The organism is Kitasatospora sp. CB01950 (assembly GCF_001905465.1).
Taxonomy (GTDB): Bacteria; Actinomycetota; Actinomycetes; order Streptomycetales; family Streptomycetaceae; genus Kitasatospora.
The window spans coordinates 211,690-235,108 of record NZ_LISX01000004.1; the positions used below are offsets into that span (position 1 = coordinate 211,690).

Annotated in this window: 22 protein-coding genes and 1 riboswitch; of the genes, 5 read left to right on the forward strand and 17 right to left on the reverse strand. The window is 74.0% G+C overall.

All coding sequences use genetic code 11. The annotated features are described in order from the left end of the window. Positions 1-124: 124 nt before the first annotated feature. Positions 125-1,486: a helix-turn-helix domain-containing protein gene (locus tag AMK19_RS12930; protein WP_241844386.1), complete on the reverse strand. Its 1,362-nt coding sequence runs from the start codon at positions 1,484-1,486 to the stop codon at positions 125-127. Positions 1,487-1,715: 229 nt separating this feature from the next. Here AMK19_RS12930 and AMK19_RS35950 point away from each other — a divergent pair, with 229 nt between their 5' ends. Both AMK19_RS35950 and glgA read left to right on the forward strand, forming a co-directional pair. After that, positions 1,716-1,874, forward strand: a complete 159-nt coding sequence (locus AMK19_RS35950) for a hypothetical protein (protein ID WP_158071900.1) — start codon at positions 1,716-1,718, stop codon at positions 1,872-1,874. A 58-nt stretch (positions 1,875-1,932) separates the two neighbouring features. Then, positions 1,933-3,123 carry a glycogen synthase gene (glgA, locus tag AMK19_RS12935; protein WP_073811211.1) on the forward strand — a complete coding sequence of 397 codons (1,191 nt, stop codon included), beginning with the start codon at positions 1,933-1,935 and terminating at the stop codon, positions 3,121-3,123. Between the two features lie 19 nt (positions 3,124-3,142). Here the strand turns inward: glgA and AMK19_RS12940 are convergent, their stop codons facing one another. The 3 genes from AMK19_RS12940 to AMK19_RS35955 form a co-directional block, all read right to left on the reverse strand. Continuing rightward, on the reverse strand, positions 3,143-4,426 hold the full coding sequence (locus AMK19_RS12940) for a cation:proton antiporter (RefSeq protein ID WP_073811212.1): 1,284 nt from the start codon (positions 4,424-4,426) through the stop codon (positions 3,143-3,145). 155 nt (positions 4,427-4,581) lie between these two features. Continuing rightward, positions 4,582-5,400, reverse strand: coding sequence for a hypothetical protein (locus AMK19_RS12945; protein WP_073811214.1), 819 nt, complete (start codon positions 5,398-5,400; stop codon positions 4,582-4,584). Between the two features lie 7 nt (positions 5,401-5,407). Further along, positions 5,408-5,641, reverse strand: coding sequence for a hypothetical protein (locus tag AMK19_RS35955; RefSeq protein WP_073811215.1), 234 nt, complete (start codon positions 5,639-5,641; stop codon positions 5,408-5,410). Positions 5,642-5,777: 136 nt separating this feature from the next. Between AMK19_RS35955 and AMK19_RS12955 the strand changes: the two genes are divergently transcribed. Then, a complete protein-coding gene (locus tag AMK19_RS12955) occupies positions 5,778-6,221 on the forward strand; it encodes a DNA-binding protein (RefSeq protein ID WP_073811216.1) in 444 nt (147 codons plus the stop codon). A 179-nt stretch (positions 6,222-6,400) separates the two neighbouring features. On the opposite strand, the gene AMK19_RS12960 is transcribed toward AMK19_RS12955, so the two are convergent. From AMK19_RS12960 to AMK19_RS12990, 7 genes are all read right to left on the reverse strand, one after another. Continuing rightward, the gene (locus AMK19_RS12960) at positions 6,401-7,765 is read right to left on the reverse strand and encodes an NAD(P)/FAD-dependent oxidoreductase (RefSeq protein ID WP_073811218.1); all 1,365 of its coding nucleotides are present in this window, start codon (positions 7,763-7,765) and stop codon (positions 6,401-6,403) included. 400 nt (positions 7,766-8,165) lie between these two features. Continuing rightward, positions 8,166-9,101: a Ppx/GppA phosphatase family protein gene (locus tag AMK19_RS12965; protein ID WP_073811220.1), complete on the reverse strand. Its 936-nt coding sequence runs from the start codon at positions 9,099-9,101 to the stop codon at positions 8,166-8,168. Beyond that, complete coding sequence (locus AMK19_RS12970) at positions 9,098-9,739, reverse strand: DUF501 domain-containing protein (RefSeq protein ID WP_073811221.1); 642 nt, start codon at positions 9,737-9,739, stop codon at positions 9,098-9,100. Before AMK19_RS12970 ends, AMK19_RS12965 begins: the two co-directional genes overlap by 4 nt. 44 nt (positions 9,740-9,783) lie before the next feature. Continuing rightward, on the reverse strand, positions 9,784-10,221 hold the full coding sequence (locus tag AMK19_RS12975; RefSeq protein WP_241844387.1) for an FtsB family cell division protein: 438 nt from the start codon (positions 10,219-10,221) through the stop codon (positions 9,784-9,786). 105 nt (positions 10,222-10,326) lie between these two features. Then, complete coding sequence (gene eno / locus AMK19_RS12980) at positions 10,327-11,616, reverse strand: phosphopyruvate hydratase (protein ID WP_073811225.1); 1,290 nt, start codon at positions 11,614-11,616, stop codon at positions 10,327-10,329. A 225-nt stretch (positions 11,617-11,841) separates the two neighbouring features. Next, entirely contained in the window at positions 11,842-12,540 is a 699-nt protein-coding gene (locus tag AMK19_RS12985; RefSeq protein ID WP_073811226.1) for a LysM peptidoglycan-binding domain-containing protein, read from the reverse strand. 3 nt (positions 12,541-12,543) lie between these two features. Continuing rightward, positions 12,544-12,727: riboswitch (cyclic di-AMP (ydaO/yuaA leader) on the reverse strand. A gap of 251 nt (positions 12,728-12,978) precedes the next feature. Next, the gene (locus AMK19_RS12990) at positions 12,979-14,223 is read right to left on the reverse strand and encodes a cytochrome P450 family protein (RefSeq protein ID WP_073811228.1); all 1,245 of its coding nucleotides are present in this window, start codon (positions 14,221-14,223) and stop codon (positions 12,979-12,981) included. A 154-nt stretch (positions 14,224-14,377) separates the two neighbouring features. Here AMK19_RS12990 and AMK19_RS12995 point away from each other — a divergent pair, with 154 nt between their 5' ends. Next, a complete protein-coding gene (locus tag AMK19_RS12995) occupies positions 14,378-14,797 on the forward strand; it encodes an SDR family NAD(P)-dependent oxidoreductase (protein WP_158071901.1) in 420 nt (139 codons plus the stop codon). 9 nt (positions 14,798-14,806) lie between these two features. On the opposite strand, the gene AMK19_RS13000 is transcribed toward AMK19_RS12995, so the two are convergent. The 6 genes from AMK19_RS13000 to AMK19_RS13030 form a co-directional block, all read right to left on the reverse strand. Further along, positions 14,807-15,805, reverse strand: coding sequence for a MazG family protein (locus AMK19_RS13000; protein WP_073811231.1), 999 nt, complete (start codon positions 15,803-15,805; stop codon positions 14,807-14,809). A gap of 61 nt (positions 15,806-15,866) precedes the next feature. Beyond that, positions 15,867-16,094, reverse strand: coding sequence for a hypothetical protein (locus tag AMK19_RS13005; protein ID WP_073811232.1), 228 nt, complete (start codon positions 16,092-16,094; stop codon positions 15,867-15,869). 58 nt (positions 16,095-16,152) lie between these two features. Further along, entirely contained in the window at positions 16,153-16,782 is a 630-nt protein-coding gene (locus AMK19_RS13010; RefSeq protein WP_073811234.1) for a SurA N-terminal domain-containing protein, read from the reverse strand. Between the two features lie 1,565 nt (positions 16,783-18,347). Further along, complete coding sequence (locus tag AMK19_RS13020; RefSeq protein ID WP_073811237.1) at positions 18,348-19,910, reverse strand: serine/threonine-protein kinase; 1,563 nt, start codon at positions 19,908-19,910, stop codon at positions 18,348-18,350. After that, positions 19,907-20,446 carry a hypothetical protein gene (locus AMK19_RS13025; protein ID WP_073811239.1) on the reverse strand — a complete coding sequence of 180 codons (540 nt, stop codon included), beginning with the start codon at positions 20,444-20,446 and terminating at the stop codon, positions 19,907-19,909. The genes AMK19_RS13020 and AMK19_RS13025 overlap by 4 nt, the downstream gene beginning before the upstream one ends. A 79-nt stretch (positions 20,447-20,525) precedes the next feature. Beyond that, positions 20,526-22,604, reverse strand: coding sequence for an N-6 DNA methylase (locus tag AMK19_RS13030; RefSeq protein WP_073811240.1), 2,079 nt, complete (start codon positions 22,602-22,604; stop codon positions 20,526-20,528). Between the two features lie 181 nt (positions 22,605-22,785). Here AMK19_RS13030 and AMK19_RS37185 point away from each other — a divergent pair, with 181 nt between their 5' ends. Continuing rightward, positions 22,786-23,370 carry a DUF4352 domain-containing protein gene (locus tag AMK19_RS37185; protein ID WP_073811242.1) on the forward strand — a complete coding sequence of 195 codons (585 nt, stop codon included), beginning with the start codon at positions 22,786-22,788 and terminating at the stop codon, positions 23,368-23,370. Positions 23,371-23,419 lie beyond the last annotated feature (49 nt).

Sequence of the window (23,419 nt, forward strand, 5' to 3'; positions counted from 1 at the left end):
CGGTCCGGCCCCGGAGACACCCCTCCGGGACCGGACCGCCCACGAACCGTCCGCGTCTACCACCCGCTTCCACCGGCCACGCCGGTCGCCCCGGCCACGCCGGTCGGCACCCGCCGGGAGGCGGTCAGCGCCTGGTCCGCCCGGGCCGCGGCGTGGGCGCCTCGTTCACGCTGGGCAGCGCCCGCAGGCCGACGCTGGTCAGCGCCCGCTGGTAGGCGCTCATCGCCTCCTCCGCCCGGCCGAACCGCTGCCAGAGGTCGCCGACCTGCCGCCAGACCTCCGCCGAGCCGCGGTTGGCCGCGAGCTGGCCGAGCTGCCGCTCGACCGCGCGCAGCGTGGCTCCGCCGCTCTCCGGGTCCCCGCCGAGGAACTGGGCCTCGGCGAGCAGCACCCGTGCCTTGGCGGCGTCGAACCGCGGCTCGGCCCGCAGCAGCCCGAGCGCCCGGTTGGCGTGCGCCGCCGCGTCGTCGAACTGCCGCAGCTGGATGGACAGTTGGGCCAGGCTGGTCTCGCTCCAGGCCTGCTCCGCGGCGGTGCCGGCCTCCAGCAGCCCGAGCTGGGACTCGTCCAGCAGGGTGCGGGCCCGCTCCAGGTCGGGCGAGTCCGACTCCAGGATGAGCCGCCCGTACACGCCCTTGAGCAGGGCCAGGTGCCGGACGTTGTCGGTCTCGGCCATCATCATCAGCGCCCGCTCGGTGAGGCCGAGCGCCTCGTCCACCCGCCCGCGCGACTTGGCGACCAGCGCGGCGTTCCAGTAGACCGAGCCGCGGGCGACCCGCGAGCCGGTCTGCTCGGCGACCAGCAGCAGCCGGGCCGCGACCAGGTTGGCCTGGCCGAGGTCGCCGCGCTCGCGGTAGCAGTCGATCAGGGTGGCGCCGAGTTGGATGTGGTCGTCGGTGACGTCCAGGCCGAGCGAGTCGAGCTTGCGCATCGCCCGCTCGCCCACCTCGACGCTCATGATGTGGTCGCCGGACTCCCGGTAGCAGCGACACAGCGCCACCGCGAGCTGCGCCCACTGCGCCGAGCCGGCCACCGTGGCCGGGTCCTCGAAGAGCGTGGTGAGCAGCTGGATCGCGGCCTCCAGCCGGCCCAGCTTCTCGAACGCCAGCGCCTGGCCGAGCCGGGCCCGGTGCACCATCGCGTCGCTGAGCAGCGGCGACGAGGCCAGCGCCTCGCTGAAGGACTGCAGCGCCTCCCCGTTGGAGCCGTTGCGCAGCGCCATGTCGCCGAAGGCCACCTTGAGTTCGAGCTCCTTGACGGTGGCGTCGTCGTGCCCGGTGCGCAAGTACTCCACCGAACAGCCCACCCGCTCGGCGAGGCTCTTCAGCACGGCCTCGGACGGAGCTCGCTTGCCGGTCTCGATCAGGGACACATAGCTGACCGAGATGTCCTCCGAGGCGAGGTCCTGCTGGTTGAGCCCGCGCCTGAGCCGCAGCTCGCGCAGGCGCTGACCGATTCCACCCGTCCCGCTCTGCGTCTGGTCCACGCTGTCCACCTCCGAGGTGCCATTTGACTACCCTTTTTACAGGATCGTCCCCAGGCCGCCAAGAAGTCTCCAGCGGCTTCGTTCTCGACTTTTTTCAGGCCGACCTGCCGTTGTACGACGCATCGGGCTTTCCCTGCGGCCGATGCATTGACAGAGTCTGTCAAGCCGGATTGACTCTCCATGTCAACTCGATGAGGCCCACGGAGGGCCCACCCAGGAAGGCACAGCCATGTCCAAGACTCTGATCGCCCGCCTCGCCGCCGTGCTCGCCGTGACCGCTCTCGCCCTGGCCTTCGGCCCGCTCGGCGCCGACCAGGGCGCCACGGTCAAGGCGGCCCCCGTGACCGTCGTCGTCTCCGACGACCCCGGCGCCGGCGGCTGCTGCTGACCTGCGGCGCCCGGACTCCCGGAAGCAGCCCACCAGCCCGGACCAGAAGGGATCCGCCATGCGCATCTCGATCCTGACCAGGGAGTACCCGCCCGAGGTGTACGGCGGCGCCGGCGTCCACGCCACCGAGCTCACCCGGGCACTGCGCCGCCTCGCCGAGGTGGACGTCCACTGCTTCGGCGAACCCCGCGACGAGAAGGGCGCCCGCGCCCACGCCGTCCCCGAGACGCTGCGCGGTGCCAACCCCGCGCTGGGTTTCCTGGGCGCCGGCCTCGAAGCCGCGGCCGAGTGCGCCGACTCCGACCTGGTCCACAGCCACACCTGGTACGCCAACGGCGCCGGCCAGGTGGCCGGGGTGCTGCACGGCATCCCGCACGTGATGACCGCGCACAGCCTGGAACCGCTGCGGCCGTGGAAGGCCGAGCAGCTCGGCGGCGGCTACGCGCTCTCCTCCTGGCTGGAACGCACCGCCGCCCTGTCCGCGGACGCCGTCATCGCGGTCTCCCGGGCCATGCGTGAGGACGTGCTCGCGGTCTACCCCGAGATCACGCCCGAACGCGTCCACGTGATCCACAACGGGATCGACACCGACGCCTACCGGCCCGACCGCTCACCCGCGGTGCTGGAGCGGTTCGGCCTCGACCCGGACCGGCCGATCGTGCTCTTCGTCGGCCGGGTCACCCGCCAGAAGGGCCTGCCGCACCTGCTCCGGGCGGCCTTCTACCTCCGCCCGGAAGCCCAGCTGGTGCTGTGCTGCGGGCAGCCCGACACCCCCGAGATCGCCGCCGAGGTGGACACCCTGGTGGCCGATCTGATCCGGCGGCGCAGCGGCGTGGTCCGGATCGACGGGATGCTCGACCCGCTGAGCGTGCGCCAACTGCTCAGCCACGCGGCGGTGTTCGTCTGCCCCTCGCTGTACGAGCCGATGGGCATCGTCAACCTGGAGGCGATGGCCTGCGAGACCGCCGTGGTGGCCACCACGGTCGGCGGCATCCCCGAGGTGGTCGAGGACGGCCGCACCGGACTGCTGGTGCCGTACGAGCAGCGGGACGACGCCACCGGGGAGCCGGCCGACCCGGCCGCCCTGGCCCGCGGTCTCGCCGCAGCCGTCAACGCGCTGCTGGAGTCCCCGGGGACGGCCGAGAAGTTCGGCCTGGCCGGGCGGGAGCGGGCGGTCCGGGAGTTCTCCTGGGACCGGGTCGCCGAGCGCACCCTCGACGTCTACCGTGCGGTGCTGGCCGCCCGCTGACCGGTGCCGGAGCCGATGCTCAGCCCGTCGGGGCGAGCACCGGCTCCGCCGCCGTGGCCCGCGGCCGGTCGCGCAGCAGCAGGAGCGCGGGCCCGGCCAGCACGGTGGCGGCGACCGCGACCACCAGCAGCGCCGCGTACAGCCGGGGGCTGATCAGGCCGGCCTGCTGGCCGACGGTGAGCAGGACGAGTTCGGTCAGGCCCTTGGTGTTCATCAGGACGCCGAGGCGCAGGCTGTCCCGCCAGGGCATCCCGCCGCGTCGCCCGACCGCGGCGCAGGGCAGGATCTTCGCCGCGGTCGAGACCGCGAGCACCGCCCCGACCAGGGCGAGGAAGCCGGGGTCGGTCAGTTCGGCGCCGAGGTCGACCTGCTGGCCGGCCCCGAGGAAGAAACAGGGCAGCAGCACGGTGGACAGGGTGCCGAGACCGGTGGCGGCGGTGGCCGGCAGCTCGCCGTGCGGGCCGAGGGCGGAAGGCCAGAGCAGGCCGAGCACCAGGCCGCCGAACAGCGTGTGCAGGCCGAGCGCGGAGGAGAGCGCGGCGGCCAGGCAGACCGCGCCGAGCAACAGGGCGGCGCCGGGACGGGCGCCGGTCGCGACGCGGGCCGCGGTCCGGGACGCGTCGCGACCGGCGCGGGCGCGGCGGCGGGCGAGCAGTCCGGCGCCCGCGACGCCGGCCAGGGCGAGGGCCAGGTGGCCGGCCGGCAGGGTGCCGGCCAGCCAGAGGGCGAGGGCCAGCAGCGTCCAGCAGGCGCCGTCGCCGACGGCCGCGGCGGCCAGGCCGAGCCGGCCCTCGGGTGTCCCGTCCAGGCCGCGGTCGTGCAGGATCCGGGCCAGCACGGGCACGGCGGTGACGCCGAGCGCGGCGGCCAGGAAGACCGCGAAGGAGCCGGGCGAGCCGTGCGGCCCGACCCCGCCCGAGCGGACCAGCCAGGGTGCGAGCGCGAGGCCGACCGCGGCCGGCACCGCCACCGACACCGCGGCCAGCGGCAGCGGCGAGCGGTGCCCGGCGCTCCGGCGGGTCCCGGCCTCCGCCGTGAGTTGCGCGCCGATCTCGAAGGCGTAGAGGGAGACGGCGAGTTGGGCGAGGCCGCCGAGGACGGTCAGCGGTGCGCCGGTGAACAGCTGTCGGTGCAGGTCGGGCAGGACGCGTCCGAGCAGGGTCGGTCCGAGCGCGATCCCGATCGCGATCTCGCCGATCACCGCCGGTTGGCCGAACCGCTGGGCGAGCCGGGCGGCGCCGAGGCTGAGGGCCAGGACGGCGGCGAGGGCGAGGAGGAGCCGGGTGGTGGGATCCAAGGACATCTGCAGCCCCCGATATTTACTTAAGGATTGACAGCCTGAAATCTAGGTCGTCACATCAAATGCTGTCGATGGACCGTCACAACCCGGACCGTACTGTGGAAAGTCGGCGCCGGGGTCGTCGGAGAAGCGCGACCTGGATGACCTCCCGGGCCCGGTCAGGCGATCGTCGCGAGCCGGGGCGTACGCCGGTCGCACTCGCGGCGGACCCAGTGGGTCAGGGTGTCGTGGTTGCCGAGCCAGCGCAGGGCGAGCGGGCAGCGGGCGGCCGGCTGCCAGTGGGCGGCGAGTTCGGCGAAGAAGGCGTCGTCGGCGCAGAGGCCGCCGGGGCGGTCGCCGAGGTGGATCAGGTGGTCGCCGCGGTAGGCGCGCAGGGCCTCCAGGGCCATCGGGTCGCGGTGCGGGGGCCAGATCAGGGCGAGCGCGCGGTCCGGGTGGGCGGCGGCGTCCTCGGCGGCCCGGCCGGGGCGGACGTCGGTCCAGCGGAACCGGTCGGTCCAGCCGTTGAGCTCGGTGCGGGCCTCGGCGTCGGTGGCCAGCACGTCCACGCCGTGCTCCCGCAGCCGGGCGGCCCAGTAGCCGCTGCCGGCGCCGACCTCCAGCAGGCCCCGGCCGGCCAGCCGCCCGGCGATCCAGTCGAGGGCGGTCCGGGTGACGGGCGCCCAGCTGTAGATCCGGGACAGCTCCTGCCGGCGCGGCAGCGGCGGCCCGGCGTCCGCCGGGAGGTGGTCGAACACCTCGACGACGGTGCCGTGCGCGCTCTCCCGGCGCAGTGCCGGGTACCAGAGCAGCGGCACCATCTGCGGGTTGTGGACGGCGAATTCGACGTCCGATGCGGGCAGCAGCTCGGCGAGTTGGCGGAACGGCCGACCCCAGCCGGGGTGGTGGAGCTCCCCGCGCTCGGCCCAGAGCCGGATCAGCCGCTCGGCGGTCTGCGCGACCAGCTGCGCCGCCGGGTCGTCGACTGCTGCCCGCACGGCGGGGTCAGAGCCCCATGTGGTCGGTGACGGCGAGCGCCATGTGGTCCGGCGTGACCAGCGCCATGTGGTCCGGCACCACGACGTCGCCGGCGGACTGCTGCACGTAGCCGTGCGCCTCGACGGCCGCGCCGGCCGGGGCGACCGTCCACTCCACGGCGGAGCCGCCGACGACGGCCGCGGCGGCCAGCGCGGTGGTGGCGGCGGCGATCAGGGCGGATTGACGAGTGGTCAGTTCCATTGCGGTACCCCCAGGTTGAGTGTCGATGATGATCGCCATGCTAGGCGGCGACCCGTCCGTGATCAATCCATTTTTTGAACGAACCGTTCAACACGCCCCATTGACGCCCACCGGTTGATCACCGCATGCTGTCCCCATGACCGACACCTCCCCGCAGCCCGCCGACCCGTTCGCCCTGCCGGACCCGGAGGCCGCCCGGACGCAGCGCGTCTACGCCTCGCTGTTCCGGATCGCCGAGCGCCACGCCGCCACCGACGAGCAGCGCCGCCGCCAGACCAACCCGGCCATGGTCGCCCCGCACGAGGCCGTCCGCCTGGTCGCCTTCCTGCTCAGCGGCGCCGCCCTCGCCGAGGACGGCGAACCCGAGGTCGACCGCGCCGACCTGACGGCCGCCCTCACCCTGCTCCCCCTGGTCCGCGCCGAACTCGACGAACTGGAGGCCGGCCTGCTCACCATGGCCCGCGGCCGCGGCATGACCTGGCAGGACATCGCCTTCGGCCTCGGCCTCGGCACCCCCCAGGCCGCCCGCCAGCGCCACGAACGCCTCAACGACCGCACCGCCACCACCGACCGGCCCTGACGGCGGCGGTCCCGGAAAAGCCCGAAGGCCCCCACCCGGCGGGGGTGGGGGCCTTGGTCAACCGATTGCTGTACTCCGCCCGGCAGCAAGGCCGGCTGAGCACCACGGAGGACGTGGTCCGGCGACGTTGCCAGGCGGAGGGCCTCCGACTCATCGACCCGAAAAGACGGGTCGGCCGCTTACTTGCTGGAGGCGAGTTCCTTCTTGGGCTCGGCCGCGGCGGCGGGCTTCGGCGGAGCGGTCGCCTCCTGGAAGGCGTCGAACGGCTTCTCCATCTCGGAGAGACCGACGGTCTCGCGCTTGAGGAACATCGCCAGCGTCCAGTCGGTGAAGACCCGGACCTTGCGGTTCATGGTGGGGACCATCGCGCCGTGGTACAGGCGGTGGAAGTACCAGGCGAGGCGGCCCTTGAGCTTGACCTTGCCGAACAGGATCGCCACACCCTTGTGCAGGCCGAGGCCGGCCACCGCACCGAGGTTCTTGTGCTTGTACTCGGCCTGCGGGAAGCCGCGCATGCCGGCCACCACGTTGTCGGCGAGGACGGCGGCCTGACGGACCGCGTGCTGCGCGTTCGGCGGGCACCAGGCGCCCTCACCGGCGGCCAGGTCGGGAACCTGGGCGTTGTCGCCGGCCGCCCACACGTAGTCGAAGCCCTGGACCTGCAGGGTCGGCCTGGTGTCGACGTGGCCGCGCGGGCCGAGCGGCAGACCGAAGCGGTTGACGATCGGGTTCGGCTTCACGCCGGCGGTCCACACGATGGTGGAGGCGTCGAACTCCATGCCGTTCTTCAGCACCACGTGCTGGTCGACGCAGGAGTCCATCGAGGTCTCGATGTAGACCTCGATGTTGCGCTCCTCCAGCCGGCCCTTGGTCCACAGACCCAGGTCGGGACCCATCTCGGGGAGGATGCGGTTGGCCGCCTCCACCACGACGAAGCGCATGTCGTCGCGGCTGACGGTCTTGTAGATCTTGGCGGCGTCGCGCGCCATGTCCTCGACCTCGGCCACCGTCTCGATGCCGGCGAAGCCGCCGCCGATGACGACGAAGGTCAGCGCCTTGCGGCGGACGTCCTCGTCGGTGGTCGACTCGGCCTTGTCCAGCTGCGCCATGACGTGGTTGCGGAGGCTGATCGCCTCTTCCACCGTCTTCATGCCGATGCCGTGCTCCGCCAGGCCCGGGATCGGGAAGGTGCGGGAGACCGAGCCGGTCGCCACGACCAGGTACTCGAAGGGCAGTTCGTAGGCGTCGCCGGCCGCAGGCTGGATGGTGGCGACCTTACGGGCGTGGTCCACCTCGGTCACGTGACCGGTGAGCACCTCCGCCTTCTTCAGGGCGCTGCGCAGGGGCGCGACGAGGTTGCGGGGGGCGACGTTGCCGCCGGCCGCCTCCGGGAGGAAGGGCAGGTACGTCATGTACGACCGCGGGTCGACGACCGTGACGGTCGCTTCGCCGTAGCGCATCTTCTTGAGGATGCGCATCGCGGCATACAGGCCGACGTAACCACCGCCGACAATGAGGATGCGAGGACGCTCCGTGGTGCTCATATCCGAAAGTATCCACCCCCGCCTGACGGACCATTCGTGAGGCCCATCACAAGCTCCTGGACACCGGCTGCTACACTGCGCGCCCACACTTCCGGCCCCGGGCCTTCCCCCGACCCCCGCCGACCGCCTTCGGTGACCGCCGAGGCACTCGGTGCCGCGCTGAGCAGCAACGATCCTTGCGGCGCACGGGTTCCCGAGTGCCCTTTCGATTTCTTCGGTGTGAACCGCAGGTTGCCTGCGATCCCATGAACCACCCGCCCCGGGCGCCTTCGGTCCCACATATCGGACGGACCGGACACCCCGCTGGGCCGAAAGGCCCGATCGCCATGTGAAGAAATTCACGAAGCTTCTTGCCGGGACACGCCGGGAGGCCCGCGCCGGGCCTCCCGGGGCGCCCGGGTCAGGCGATCGACCAGGCGATGCCGTCGAGGATGTCGTGCTCGGAGACCAGCAGCTCGGCGGCCCCGGTGCGCTCCATGATCTCCAGCAGGACGAGTGCGCCGGCCGCGATCACGTCGACCCGGCCGGGGTGCATCACGGGGACGGTGGCCCGCTCGGCGTGCGAGGAGTGCAGCAGCCACTGGGCGGTCTCGCGGACCTGCTCGACGGTCAGCACCGCGTGGTGGATCTGCTCGGAGTCGTAGCCGGGCAGCTCCAGCGCGATCCCGGCGACCGTGGTGACGGTGCCGGCCAGGCCGACCAGGGTGGCGCCCTCGGTCAGCGGGACGCTCTTCCCGACGGTGTCCAGCGCGGCCCGGATGTCGGCCCGCGCGGCGGCGATCTGCTCCTCGACGGGCTGCCCGCCGACGAAGTGGCGCTCCGTCATCCGCACGCAGCCGATGTCCATCGAGTACGCGGCCCGGACGTCCTGCTCGCCGAGCACGAACTCGGTGGAGCCGCCGCCCAGGTCGAACACCAGGTACGGCGGGCGGTGCGGGCCGCCGAGCAGCTCGCGGGTGGCGCCGGTGAAGGACAGCCGGGCCTCCTCGTCGCCGCTGACCACGCTCGGGGTGATGCCGAGGATCTCCTTGACGCCCGCCGTGAACTCGGCGGCGTTCTCGGCGTCCCGGGAGGCCGAGGTGGCGACCATCCGGATCCGCTCCGGGCCGACGCCGTACGCGGCGATGACCTCCGCGTACTCGCGGCAGGCCGCGAAGGTGCGGTCCAGCGCCTCGGGGTGCAGCCGGCCGGTCCTGTCGACGCCCTGGCCGAGCCGGACGATCAGCATCCGGCGGTCCAGGTCGACGATCTCGCCGGTCTCCGGGTCCAGATCGGCGATCAGCAGGCGGATCGAGTTGGTGCCGCAGTCGATCGCGGCGACCCGGGTGGTGGTCACGACTCGTCACCCTCCTCGGCCAGGCGGGCGGCGCGCTCGGCCCGCTCGGCGGTCAGCGCCTCCTTGGCAGCGATCGTCGCGGCGTGGTCCTCGGCCTTGGCGCGGTTGCGGGCGACCCGCGCACCGGCGGCCTCGACCTCGGCCGGGCTGACGCACGGGCCCTTGGCCCACCAGTCCTCCAGCATGCCGATCGCCTCGTCGCCGAGCGGGTTGACGCCCTCGCCGGCCGCCAGCGAGTGGCCGACCAGCACGTGCAGGCACTTGACCCGGTCGGGCATGCCGCCGGCGCTGGGGAAGCCCTCCAGCACCTCGATGGCGTCCCGGCGGGCGATGTAGTCCTCGTGCGCGGCCCGGTACGCGGCGGCGAGCTCCGGGTCCTCGGCGAGCCGGGCGGTCTGCTCCTTCATCACGCCGCCCGCCTCCAGGGTGCCGATCAGCGAGGCGGCCTTGGGGCAGGTCAGGTAGTAGAGCGTCGGGAACGGCGTGCCGTCGGGCAGCCGGGGCGCGGTCTCCACCACGTCCGGGTTGCCGCACGGGCAGCGGTGGGCGACGGCGCGCAGCCCGCGCGGCACCCGGCCGAGCTGGGCGGCGATGGCGGCGACGTCGTTGTCGGAGACGAGAGGGTTCTGGTTGCTCATCAGCAGTCTGTTCGTCAGGTGGGGGGCGGGTGGGGTGGCGGAGTTCAGGGAGCGGCGGGCGGGGCGGCGAGCGCGGTGTCGGCGGCGTCCACCGAGTCCCAGAACGCGCTGTACCAGGGACGGGCGGCCTTCGGCTTGCCGGCGGCGTCCGTGGAGGACTGCTTGTCGCCCGGCGCGGGCGGCGGGGCGACCGAGACGAACGGGGTCTCGCCCGGCAGCGCGTAGTGCAGCCGTTCCCGGGCCTGGGCCTTCAGGTACTCCGGGTCCTGCCAGCGGGCCTTCGCCCGGCGCAGTTCGTCGACCTGCTGGCGGGCGTGTTCGGCCTTGGCCCGCTGATCGGCGATCTCCGCGCGCTGCGCGATGTACTGCCGGGTCGGGTAGGCGAGTATCGCCACCAGCGAGCACAGGACGAGCACCAGCACGGTGGCCCGGCTGGTGAAGCGCGGGCGCGCCGCCAGTCCGGGAATCCTCCACTTGGCCATCTGGTCGCCCCTCCTGCGCATGCCGGTGCCCCGGCCCCACCCTACGCGGTGGAGGCCGGGGCACCGGTCACAACAGGCTCAGTAGCGAATCAGCCCTTGCTGTGCTTACTTGTCCGCAGAGCGGAACCGCGGGAACGCGCCGCGGCCGGCGTACTCCGCGGCGTCGTCGAGGATCTCCTCGATGCGCAGCAGCTGGTTGTACTTGGCGACGCGCTCGGAGCGGGCCGGGGCGCCGGTCTTGATCTGGCCGCAGTTGGTGGCGACGGCGAGGTCGGCGATGGTGACGTCCTCGGTCTCGCCGGAGCGGTGCGACATCATGCAGCGGTAGCCGCTGCGCTGGGCCAGCTCGACGGCGTCCAGGGTCTCGGTGAGCGAGCCGATCTGGTTGACCTTCACCAGCAGCGCGTTGGCGGTGCCGGTCTCGATGCCCTTGCGCAGGCGCTCCGGGTTGGTGACGAACAGGTCGTCGCCGACCAGCTGAACCTTGTCGCCCAGCTTGTCGGTGATGGCCTTCCAGCCGTCCCAGTCGGACTCGTCCAGCGGGTCCTCGATGGAGACCAGCGGGTAGTCGGCGACCAGCTCGGCGTAGTACGCGATCAGGTCGGCGGCCGACAGGGCCTTGCCCTCGAACTGGTAGGCGCCGTCCTTGTAGAACTCGGACGCGGCGACGTCCAGGGCGAGCGCGACGTCCTTGCCCGGGGTGTAGCCGGCCTTCTTGATGGCCTCGGTGATGAGGTCGAGGGCCTCGCGGTTGGAGTCCAGGTTCGGGGCGAAGCCGCCCTCGTCGCCCAGGCCGGTGGACAGCCCGCGCTCCTTCAGCACGCCCTTGAGGGTGTGGTAGACCTCGACGCCCCAGCGGACGGCCTCGGAGAAGGACTCCGCGCCGATCGGGGCGATCATGAACTCCTGGATGTCGACGTTGGAGTCCGCGTGCGAGCCGCCGTTGAGGATGTTCATCATCGGGACGGGCAGCACGTGGGCGTTCGGGCCGCCCAGGTAGCGGAACAGCGGCAGGTCGCTGGCCTCGGAGGCGGCGTGCGCGACGGCCAGCGAGACGCCGAGGATGGCGTTGGCTCCGAGCGAGGACTTGTCCGGGGTGGCGTCCAGGTCGAGCATGGCCTGGTCGATCAGGCGCTGCTCGGTGGCGTCGTAGCCGACCAGCTCCGGGCCGATCTGCTCGATGACGGCGAGGACGGCCTTCTCGACGCCCTTGCCGAAGTAGCGGTTCTTGTCGCCGTCGCGGAGCTCCAGCGCCTCGAAGGCGCCGGTGGAGGCGCCCGACGGGACAGCCGCACGACCGGTGCTGCCGTCGTCGAGACCGACCTCGACCTCGACCGTGGGGTTGCCGCGGGAGTCGAGGATCTCACGGGCTACGACGACATCAATGGACGGCACGAGGCATCTCCTAGCGGAAGCGGATGTGTGGTCGTTACGCCCAGAGCCTAGCCGCAGACCTGCCCGCGGCCACGCCCGGCCGGGCCCCGTCTCACCGTGTGGCCCGGCTACTCACTGGTAGTTCACCTGTTTGCCCGCCGACGGACCGCCCCGGGCGGCGCGAACTGCTCGGCGCACGCCCGGAGCGGACGGATCGTCAGGCGGATCGGGGGCCCGAACCGGCGGTCAGAGCGAGAGCACCTGGCCGGGGACGATCAGGTCGGGGTTGGCGCCGACCACGTCCCGGTTCGTCTTGAACAGCTGCTCCCAGCCGCCGGAGACGTTCCGCGCACCGGCGATCCCGGACAGCGTGTCGCCCTGCTGCACGGTGTACGTCCCGGCGGCCTGCGAGGAGGTGGCCGGCTTCGGGGACTTGTAGCCCTGCTGCGGCGTCTGCGTCTTCGGGGCCTGCTGCTGCGCCTTCGGCTGCGACTTGGTCGACTTCTGCTGGGGCGCGGTCTGGCGCTGCTGCGAGCGGGAGGCGGTGTCCTGGGAGCTGCTGCCGCCGCCCTTGGCCAGGCCGGCCTTGGCCGAGCAGACCGGCCAGGCGCCGGGGCCCTGGGAGGCGAGCACCCGCTCGGCGACCGCGATCTGCTGGGAGCGGCTGGCCTGGTCGGCGCGGGACGCATACTGCCCGCCGCCGTAGGCGCGCCAGGTGGAGGAGGAGAACTGAAGCCCGCCGTAGTACCCGTTGCCGGTGTTGATCGACCAGTTGCCGCCGCTCTCGCACTGGGCGACGCGGTCCCAGGTGTCGACGGGCGCGGCCGCCGCTCCGGTGGCGGACAGCAGGGGCAGGGCCAGGCCGACGGAGGCGACGCCGGCGGCGGCGACGACCTTCTCGGCCTTGGTGCTACGTCGGTGGCGGCCAGTACCGGTGAACAGCATGGGACTTCCTCTCCGCACGCCTGCGAGGTGAGCTGTCGGGTTCGGACCGGGAGGCTGGCCCGGCCGCCGGGGAGGGGGGACGCGACTGCGTCCGCTCCCGGGCGGCTTCACCCCAAGCCGTCGAGACTGCTACGGCGTTCACACCTGGGTCCCCCACTCCTGTCCGAGTTCCTGGTCGGTGTCCCGAGGTCGCGGCGGACAGGACTCGGCGTGCCGCGTTCGGGGCCCACGGCTGCGGGCAAATCGGAGAGTAAGCAGAGCTGATGAACAATCACAAGCTCATATCACCGACATCACGCCGAAATTACGGACCTTCACTTTCTGCACACAAACCGTCCATGTATGTCCGCTTTGCCCCTGACGGGGGCGCACCACGCGCCCCCGCCGGGCCAGTTGGGGGTTCCGGGCGGACGCTGGGCGGCTGCGGTCGAAACCGGGTCAGCGGGGCGTGAAGGAGACCGGGAGTTCGCGCAGCCCGCGCATGATCAGCCCGCCGCGCCAACGGAGTTCGGCGGGATCGGCCGCCAACTGGAGGTCCGGCAGCCGTGTCAGCAGTGTGCCGATCGCGCGCTGCCCCTCCAGCCGGGCCAGCGGCGCGCCGATGCAGTAGTGGATGCCGTGTCCGAAACCGAGGTGCGGATTGTCCGCGCGGGCCAGGTCCAGGGTGTTCTCCGCGGCGAAGCGCGCCGGGTCGCGGTCGGCGGCGGCGAGCACCACCAGCACCGGATCGCCCACCGGGATGTCCACCCCGCCGATGCTCAGCGGCCGGGTGGCGAACCGCCAGGTCGCCAGCTCCACCGGCCCGTCGTAGCGCAGCAGTTCCTCGATGCCGGTCTCCAGCAGGCCGGACTCGCCGCGCCCCAACGACTCCTGGAGCAGGGCGCGTTGGCCCGGGTTGCGGAACAGCGCGTAAAGCCCGTTCCCGACCAGGTTGATGGTGGTCTCGAAGCCGGCGAACAGCAGGATGAAGGCCATCGCCGCGGCCTCGTTCTCGGTCAGGTGCTCGCCGTGGTCACCGGCCCGGATCAGGCCGGAGATCAGGTCGTCGCCGAGGTCCGCGCGCTTGCGGTGGATGAGGTCGGCCAGGTAGCCGCGGATCTGCTTGACCGCGCGGCCCACACCCCCGCGCTTGCCTCCGGTGTGCCGAATCATCATGCCGGCCCAGTCCCGCAGCTCGTCCTGGTCCTCGGCGGGGACGCCCAGCAGGTCGCAGATCGCGTAGATCGGCAGCGGGAAGGCGAACTCGTGGATCAGGTCGGCCTCGCCGCGCTCCGCGAAGGAGTCGATAAGGCGGTCGGTGAGCTGCTGCACCCGCGGTTCGAACTCGGCGACCCGGCGCGGCGTGAACGCCTTCGACACCAGGCGGCGCAGCCGGGTGTGGTCCGGCGGGTCGATGTTCAGCAGGTGGGTCATCAGGTCGGCCTGCCGCTCGCCGGGGATGCCCACCCGGCCGGTGCGGTGCGCCTGTTCGCTGTGGTGCGCCGGGTTCTTGGAGAGCCGGGAGTCGGCCAGCGCCTGCCGGGCGTCCGCGTACCGGGTGACCAGCCAGGCCTCCACCCCGCTGGGCAGCGTGGTGCGGTGCACCGGGGAGTGTTCCCGCAGCCAGGCGTACGCGGGGTACGGGTCGGCGGCGAACTCCCAGGTGAAGAGTTGCGGATGGGTGGCGTGGGGCTGATCTGGCATGTCTTGACCGTATCTGGAACCGGCGTCGCGTGAGTCTGGTCACCTGACGGGTAATCCCTGTTGCGGAGCGTCGGGGCGAGCCTACGATCCTCCGATGAACCACAGTGGGCGGCGTGCGGGCCGCCCCGGTTTCGCTCTGAAAGGGGAGCAGACCATGCGAGTAGCCGGTGCAGTGGTGGTCATCGCGGTGCTCGACGGGGGCGAGGGGGCCGACCTGGCCCGCCGGTTCTCCGCCGCCGGCGCCGCCGGTCTGCTCATCGCCGATCTCCGCCCGGGTGTCGCGGAGGACCTGGCCGCCGAACTCGACCGTCCCGGCTGCCCGGTGGTCGGGGTGTCCGGCGACGTGCACCACCCGGCGGACATCGCGGCGCTGGTCGCCACCGCCGTCAAGCACCTCGGCCCGATCGACCTGTTCGCGGTGGCCGGCCCGGACGGCGAGCGGATCGTCCAACTCTCCGAGCTGCCCGGGCACTTGGATCCGCTGGCGGAGCTGCTGGCGCTGGTCGGCGAGGCGATCGGCGAGGTCGTGCCGACCCAGCGGCGCCCGGTGTCGGACGTCCCGCTGGCCGGCTGACGACGCCCGTCAGTCCGTCTCGGGCAGGCCCTCGGCGGCCCGCACCGCGCGGCGGTAGCGGCGGGCCGCCGCCCGCAGTGCGGCGTCCACGTCGACGCCCTGGTCGTAGCCGCGCTGTGCGACCGCCAGCAGCAGGTCCCCGGCGGACTCGGGGGTGAGCTCGGCGGGGAGCTCGTACGGCGCGTCCGGCACTCCGGTGAACCGGGCGCGGCGCACCCGGGAGACCAGCTTGGCCGCGTAGGCCAGCGCGGGCAGGCCCGCGGGGACGCCGTCCAGGACCGATTCGCGCTGCTTCTCGGCGGCCTTCAGCTGCTCCCAGTTGGCCTCGGTCTCGGCGGAGTCGCGGACGCTGACGTCGCCGAAGACGTGCGGGTGGCGGTACATCAGCTTCTCGACGATGTCGCCCGCCACGTCGTCGATCGAGAACGGGTCCTCGGCGTGCTCCTCGGCGATCCGGGAGTGGAAGAGGACCTGGAGCAGCACGTCGCCGAGCTCCTCGCGGAGGGTCGGCCGGTCGTCCTCCTCGATCGCCTCGACGAGTTCGAAGGCCTCCTCGACCAGGTACTTCACCAGGCTCTCGTGGGTCTGCTCGGCGTCCCACGGGCAGCCGCCGGGCGAGCGCAGGCGGTCCATCACCGAGACCAGGTCGAGCAGCCGGGCGCCGGGCAGGTCGTACGAGCCGGGCAGCACCTCGATCTCCGGGTGCTGCCCGGCCTCCTCCACCGCGATCCGGGCCAGCGCGTCGGTCAGCCCGGGGTCGCCGTCCGGGCTCTCCAGCCACACGGCGGGGGCCTCGGCGAGCAGCTGCCGGGCCAGCGCCGGGGCGGTGCCGCGTTCGATCAGCCGGGGCTCGACACCGGCGGCGCGCAGCGCGGGCAGCTGCGGGTGGTCGGCGGCGCCGACCAGCACCGCGGGCGCCGAGCGGAGGGCCTCCCAGGCGGGCCAGGAGAGCAGGCCGGGGGCGATGCGGTGGGTGGTGGTGAGCAGGATCAGCTTCGGAGTGTCCACGCCACCGAACCTACAACGAGCGTCCCCGCGGCCGACGAGCGCTTTTCTCCCGGGGCGGGCGTCACGCCGCGGGCCGGACCATGAGCTGTCGGGTGACGGCCGGCAGCGTGGTGGCGTGCTCGATCGGCGCGGCGGCGGCCCCGGTGAGCGCGGCGTCGTCCGGCGGGCGGCCCGGCAGCGGGAGGCCCTCGGCGAGCATGCTCTGCACGACGGTGTACAGGTTGGCGCCGGCGGCCTCCCTGATGGTCGGCGAGAGGTGGGCGGACGGCGCGACGCCGTCCGGCGACACCTCCTGGGGCGGCTCGTGCGAGCTGCCGCTCTGCCGGCCGTACCTGTACTGAACGGGCTCAGAGCGGGCGGACGTTCTTCGGCAGCCAGTCGTCGACGGTGTCGGTGAGCCCGATCCGGGCGGTGTCCCACGTCCCGTAGCGCGGGTTGACCTTGATGTGCAGGGCGGTGCCCGCGTCCACCAGGGCCTTGCGGATGGCGGCGTCGCCGGCCGTGCCGGTCGGGTCCTGGCCGCCGGCCAGCTTGGTGAGGCCGAGCTGCTGGCGGTAGAAGTCGTCGATCCCGGCGGCCGGGACGCCCTGCTTGACCCGCAGCAGTTCGGCCAGCTTGGCGTCGCCGCCCACGACCTTGCTGTCCGCGGACCGGGCCGCGCCGATCTCGCCCGCCTCGACGGTGAGCCGGCGGTCGGCCAGCGCCCGGACGATGACCTTGTCGAGGATCAGGTCGTTCACGGCGTGCCGGGCCAGCCCGGGCTGCTCGTTCGTCGCCGGTGCGCCGTCCTGCGCGGTGCCGCCCTCGCGGACCGCCGTCATCCGCGCCTGCACCTGGGCGATGGTGATCCGCTCGTCGCCGACCGTGGCGGCGGCCCCCTGGTGCGCCGGCGCCCCGCCGCAGGCGGTGAGCGCGGCGGCGGCGGCCGCGAGCCCGATGGCGGCACGCAGTCGGCGGACGGAGCTGATGCGGATCACTGGGGCCTCCTGGTCGATGGAGCGCTTTCCGGTGGTGCTTCGCGTTCACGGCTGGGACGAACAATAGGCAGCCCCGCCCCCGGGTGCCAGACCCCGCGCGCACGGTCGCCCGTCCAGGACCGAACGTTCCGTCCCGCCGTGGACGAACGTCCGCCTGTGATCTGCCGCGACTCGTTCGGCCATCGGGGGCGCGGAAGATGACGACGCGACGGGATGTCCTGCGGCTGGCCGCGGCCGGAACGGGGCTCGGGGCGGCGACGGTGGTGGCGGGCGCCGGCAGCGCGGAGGCGGCCGCGGATCCGGCCCGGCCGCTGGGCTGGATCGACGTCCGGGAGCCTTCGGCGCGAAGGGCGACGGTGCCGCCGACGACACGACGGCGCTGCAGAACGCGCTGAACGCCGCCGGCCCGGGCGGCGTGGTGGTCCTCCCGAACGGCAACAGCAACAACCAGCTGGCGCAGTGCCGTTCCGAGCACAGCAAGCGGCACGGCTTCGAGTGGACGGACGACAATCCGATCGGCGCGGTCGTCCTCACGGCCTGCACCACCGACCAGAACGGGCAGGACGGCTTCCACCTGGAGCGGATCGGCGGTGTCGCGGCGGTCCAGTTCGACGGCTGCTGCGCCCGCCGGGACGGCAACACCAAGGACGCCCGGTTCTCCGGCGTCAGCGTCACCGACTGCACCGCCCCCGTCCTGCTGACCGGCCTGGCGGTCACCGCGTTCCGGGGCGACGACACCGCGCCGGACACGCTGGTGGAATCCCCGTACTACGGCCTCACCGTGGCGCGTTCCGCCTCGGTCGGGGTCCAGGCGGCGGCGCTGTCCACGACGGCGGGCGGGCAGGCCGTCAACTGGGACGGGCAGGGCCGGCTGAGCACCGGCCCGAACCTGGTCACCGGCAGCTACCAGAACAACGCCACCGTCCGGAGCCCCGCCGACGGGCTGCGCAGCGGCCCCGACCAGCTGTCCTTCGCCAGCGCGGGCACCGTCACCCCGCTGCTCGACCCGACCCCGCAGCCCGCCGACCAGGGGCTGCTGACCTGGTCGTTCGACCCGTCCGCGATCGGCAGCACCGGCGTGCCGGCGACCGGGACGCTCCAGCTGGTCCGGGTGCTGCTGCGCACCCCGCAGACGGTCTCGGCGGCGCTGGTCGCCGTCACCGGCGCGGGGGCCGGGCTGACGGCGGGCCAGAACCAGGTCGGCCTGTACGGGGCGGACGGGTCGCTGCTGGCGACCGGCGCGGACCAGAGCGCGGCGTGGGCCGCGACCGGCCTGAAGTCCGTCCCGCTGACCATGGCCGCGGGCGTGCCCGCGGTGCTGCCCGCCGGGTCGTACTGGGTGGCGTTCCTCGCCAACAGCGGCGCCGGCGGCACCGCCCCCGGGTTCGGCCGCGGCGCTTTCCTCAGCACCTCGGCCATCAACGTGGGCCTGCCCGGGCCGGCCGCCGCGCTACGGCCAGTACGGCACCGGTCTGGGCGCGCTGCCCGCGAAGGTGACGTTCGGCCAGGCCGCCAACTCGACCAGCTTGTTCTGGGCGGCGCTCCGCTAGGGCCGTCCCCCGGCGTCAGGTCGCGTACGGGTTGGTGGTGGTGCGCCGGGCGCCGAGCTGTTCCAGGTGGGTGCGCAGGCGGCGGACGTCGGGGTGGTGGGGGCCGCGGCGGCGTTCGGTCTCCAGGAGGAGTTCGAGCAGGGTCTGCCAGGCGGCCTCGGCGTGGCCGGTCGCGGCGAGCAGGATGCCGATGCGTTCGCGCAGGTCGGGGGCGTGCGGGGAGTCCGGCGGGAGGGCCGCGAGGACGGCCCGGTACTCGGTGAGGGCGTCGTGCGCGAGGCCGAGCTGCTCCAGGCAGCGGGCGGCGTGGCGGCGGTGGTCGAGCACGGCCGGGTCGTGCGGGCCGCGCTCGGCGGCGGCGGTGGCGGCCAGCAGGCGCAGCTCGGGCAGCGCCTCGGCCCACTGGTGTCCGGCGAGCAGGGTGCGGGCCCGGATGGCGCGCACGGTGTGCACCAGCGGCGCGGACTCGCCCTGCTCCGCGACGGCCCTGGGCAGCAGCCGGGCGGACAGCTCCAGCACCTCGGTGTGCCGGCCGGCCGCGACCAGGTCGGACAGCCGCGCGCACGCCCCGGCCAGGGTCTCCGCGGCGAGCAGGGGCACCGGGGGCGGGCCGGCCGGCCTCGGCGGCGTCGGCGCAGGCGCTTCGTGGACGAGCTCGGGCTGGTAGGGGTGCCGGTACGGGTCCGTCGGGTCGGGGACGGCGGGCAGCCGGGTGCGCGGGCGACCGGTCGGGGCGGGCAGCAGCGGCAGCAGCAGGACGTGCACCTCGACGGCGTCGACGGGCCGCCGCTCGGGCTGCTTGGCGAGCAGCCGCAGCACCAACTTCTCCAGCACGGCCGGGACTTCGGCCCGCAGCGTGCGCAGCGCCCGCGGCGGGTCGTCGAGCTGGCGGCGCAGCACGCCGAGTGCGGTGGGCGCGGGGAACGGGGGTGCGCCGGCCAGCATCTCGTGCAGCATGCAGCCGAGCGCGTAGAGGTCGCTGCGTCGGTCGGCGCCGGTGGCCATGGCCTGCTCGGGGGCCATGTAGGCGGGGCTGCCGATCGGGCTGCCGGTGAGGGTGAGGCGGGTGGCGGCGGGGTCGACGGCGGCGGCTATGCCGAGGTCGAGCAGGATCACCCGCCCGTCCGGTCTGACCATCACATTGCTTGGCTTGAGGTCGCGGTGGACGACCCCGGCCCCGTGCACGGCGGCCAGCGCGGCGCACAGCTGACCGGCGACGGCGGCGGCCTGTTCGACGGGGAGCGGGCCCTCCTCGGCGATCAGGTCGGCCAGGCTCATGCCGGGGATTCGCTGCATGACGAGGTAGAGCTCGTCCCCGTCCGTGCCCGCGTCGTACACGGTGACCAGCCCGGGGTGGTCGAGGGCCGCGCCGATCCTGCACTCGCGCAGGAACCGCTGCCGCAGCATGTCGCCCTGGCTGTCGCCGCGCCCGGCCGGGTACGGCACCGCGTCGGTGCGCAGCAGCTTGACCGCGACCGACCGGCCCAACTGCTCGTCCCGGGCCGACCAGACCTGCCCCATCCCGCCGTGGCCGATCTTCTCGTCGAGCAGGTACCGCCCGCCGACGGTGCGGTTCACGGCTGCCCGTCCCCGGCCTGACGTCGCAGCAGCTCACCGAGCTCGCGCAGCTCGGCGGTCCCGGTCGCGGCCCCGGGCGGCACCGCCCCCGGCTGTCCCGCTCCCGGCTGCCCGCCGACGGGCGGTGCCGGGTAGGCGGCGTGCGGAGCGACGGGGTAGGTCGGCGCCGCCGCCGGATACCCCTGGTAGGCCCCGTACCCGGGGTACCCGTACGGCTGCGGGGCGGCCTCCGGCCAGAACCGGCGCTGGTTCATCACCAGGAAGTGCACCGGCGCGCCGATCCACAGCGGGATCACCAGCAGCGCGGCCCAGGTGCCGACCGCCCCGCCCTCCGGGGCCAGCCCGAAGGTCACGAACATCCCCAACTGCATCAGCCCGATGACGACCGCGGCCACGATGTCGGACGGGCGCCGCCGCCCGACGGCGAGCACCGCCGAGGGCACCATGCCGAGGAGCCCGAGGGTCAGCACCGGCAGCGCGACGCACAGCAGCGTCACCCAGATCCGGTAGGGACCGGACACGGCGCGGGCGGACATGGGCGCTCCTCGACGACGGCGGGGCAGTGCTTCGCACACGCTACCGCCACAACCCGCCGCGCCACCGGCGGACCGGGAGTCAGGCCGGCCCGGCCGCCCCGGCGGCGAGCGCGTCGGTGAGCGCCCGGGTCAGGGTGCGGGCCTCGACGGCGGCCCGGGTCAGCGCCGCCTCGTACTCCGCGATCCGCCGGAACGCCGCGCCCAGCGCCCGCTGTTGCTCGACCGGAACGCGCGGCACCTCGACCCGCCGGATGTCCAGCCGGCTGGTGGTGGACGCGTAGCTGCTGGCCCGCCGCCCGGCGCCGGTGGCGCGCAGCTGGCCGGCCAGGAAGTCCGGGTCGAGCAGCGCCGGGTCGGGCCGCAGCAGGTGCAGCCGGGCCCCGATCGCCGCGCCCGCGTACGGGCTGCCGGGGTGCACCGCCTGCGCGCCCTCGCCGCCCAACGCCGGTACCAGCACGTCCCCGTGACGGATCACCGGCACGTCCTCCGCGTCCGTCGCGGCGCTCGGCGGGGCGCCGGTCTGGAGGTCCTGGTCGGTGAGCAGCGGGGTGCGGCCGCCCGGCCGGGCGGGGGCGCCCTGGCCGGAGGAGTGCACCTCCAGCGCGCCGGAGCGGGCGAGTTCGCCGATGCCGACCTGCGGGGGCGCGGCCGCGCCGGTGACGGCGAGGGCGGGCAGTTCGGCGTCCAGGTCGGCCAACCGGGCGAGTTCGGCGGCCAGTCGGCCGCGCAGGGCGGTCAGCGCGTCGGGGGCGGCCTCGGCGGGCAGCGCGGGCAGGTGGCGGGCCGGGGTGAGGTCGGTCTCGTCGTCCAGCAGGTCGAGCGCGGGCACCGCCCGCGAGCGGCCGGGCCGGTCGGCGGGCAGCGGGCCGCCGCTGCGGGCGGCCGCGTCGAAGGCCTGCCACGCCGTCAGGACGTCCTCCTGGAGCGCGGCGCGGTCGATCCGTTCCCGGCCGCCGTCGGCGGCGGCGTCCAGCAGCAGCAGGTGCCGGAAGTCGTCGCCGGGCTCCGGCCCGCGCAGCACCCACACGTGCAGCGGCACCCCGTACGGCGGGGCGACGCCGGCGGGCAGCGCGATCACGGCGCGCAGCGCGCCCGAGCGGACCAGTTCGGCCCGCACCCGGCGTCCGGCCCGGCGGGACGCGACGGTGGGCGGCAGCAGCAGCACGGCCGTCCCGCCGGGGCGGGTGTGCGCCAGGCAGTGCAGCACCCACGCCAGTTCGGACTCGCCGCGCGGCGGCACCACCCCGCCCGGCCAGCGGCTGTCGTACTGCAACTGGTCGTGGCCCCAGTCGCGTTCGTTGTACGGCGGCCGGCACAGCACCGCGTCCACGGCCGCCCCGGGGAACGCGTCCGCCCGCAGCGCGTCGCCGGGCCGGACGTCCAACGCCGACGGTCCCGGCCGGTCCGCGGGGACGGCCAGCGCGAGCCGCAGCAGCGCGACGCCCGCCAGCCCGGGATCGGCGTCCTGCCCCCACCGCGCCGCGGGCGCGGCGGCCAGCAGCACCCCGCCGGTGCCGCACGCCGGGTCCAGCACCGTCCGGTCCTCGCCCGGCGGGCCGGCCAGGGCGGCCATCAGCGCGGCCGTCCCGGCCGGAATCGGCTGCTGCAGACGGGGGTTGGCCTCGGTGTACCTGGTCAGCAGCTGCTCGAACGCGGCGGCCGGGGCGCTCTCCGCGACCAGCCGGGCCAGCAACCGCGCCAGGTCCAGCTGTGTGGCGCCGGCGATCACCGGCAGCCCGAGGGCCGCCACCGCGTCCGGCCCGAACAGCCCGGCCGCGGTGCGCCGCAGCGCCTTGGGCAGCGCGGTGGCCAGCCGGGTGTCCGACTGCTCGACCAGCTCCGTCCACGCGGCGGGCTCCCGGTGCGCGAGCAGCAGCAGCGAACCCGCCTGCACCAGCGGGGCGACGGCGCTTCCGGACGGGTCGCGGAGCATCTCCAGCTGCTGCCAGACCCGTTCCAGCAGCGGCAGTTCGGCGAGTTTCCCCTGCGTCCGCAGCCACTGCTCGACCTGGTCGAGCCGGAACGTCGGGCTGGTCTCGGTACCGCCCGCGGGCCGCGGGAAGTCGGCGTGGCGGCGCCGCCAGTTGGACACGGCGGCCCGGCCGACCCCGGCGAGCCTGGCGATCTCGGCGGCCGTGACCTCGGGACGTTCCGACATGCGCGGGCTCCTTCGCGGCGGGTGTGGCCACACAGCATAGCCAGACCACCATTCCGGAGCGTTCACGCGTGAACAGAGATGTTTTGTGAATCACCGTTGACATCGTTCACAGCGCTTGGCTTTACTTGAGCCATCGCCGGAACCCCGGCCCCACCGCAGAATCCCTGGGGGAGAGCCCGCCATGTCCGTCCGCACCCGCACCCGCCGCACCGCCGCCGTCCTCCTCGGCGCCTGCCTGCTCGCCGCCGCGACGGCCTGCGGCCCCGAGAACACGGTCTCCACCACCCCCAAGAGCGCCGCCCCCGCGAGCGCCGCCGACGCCTCCGGCGAGGCGCCCAAGTCCGGTGCCCAGACCGCCAAAGTCGGCGACACCCTCGCGCTCAAGGGCGTGGAGAAGTCCAACGCGGCGGACGTCACGCTGGTGAAGGTCGTCGACAACGCGGAGGGCGCAAACGAGTACACGAAGCCCGCCGACGGCAAGCGCTTCGTCTCCGTCCAGTTCCGCGTCAAGGCCACCGGCAGCGCGGCCTACGCCGACGCCCCGGCCAACAGCGCGAAGATCCTCGACGACCAGGGCCAGGGCTACAGCGCCACCGTCGCCGAGACCAAGGCCGGCCCGGAGTTCCCCGTCCCCGCGAACATCGCCCCCGGCGAGAGCGCACTCGGCTTCATCACCTTCGAGATCCCGTCGGGCGCGAAGCTCGACAAGGTCCAGTTCGCCCTGAACAGCGGCTTCGCCCAGCAGACGGGCCAGTGGAAGCTGTAACGGGCAGGGGTACGAGAAAAGGGGCGCGTGGGGGTACCCCCACGCGCCC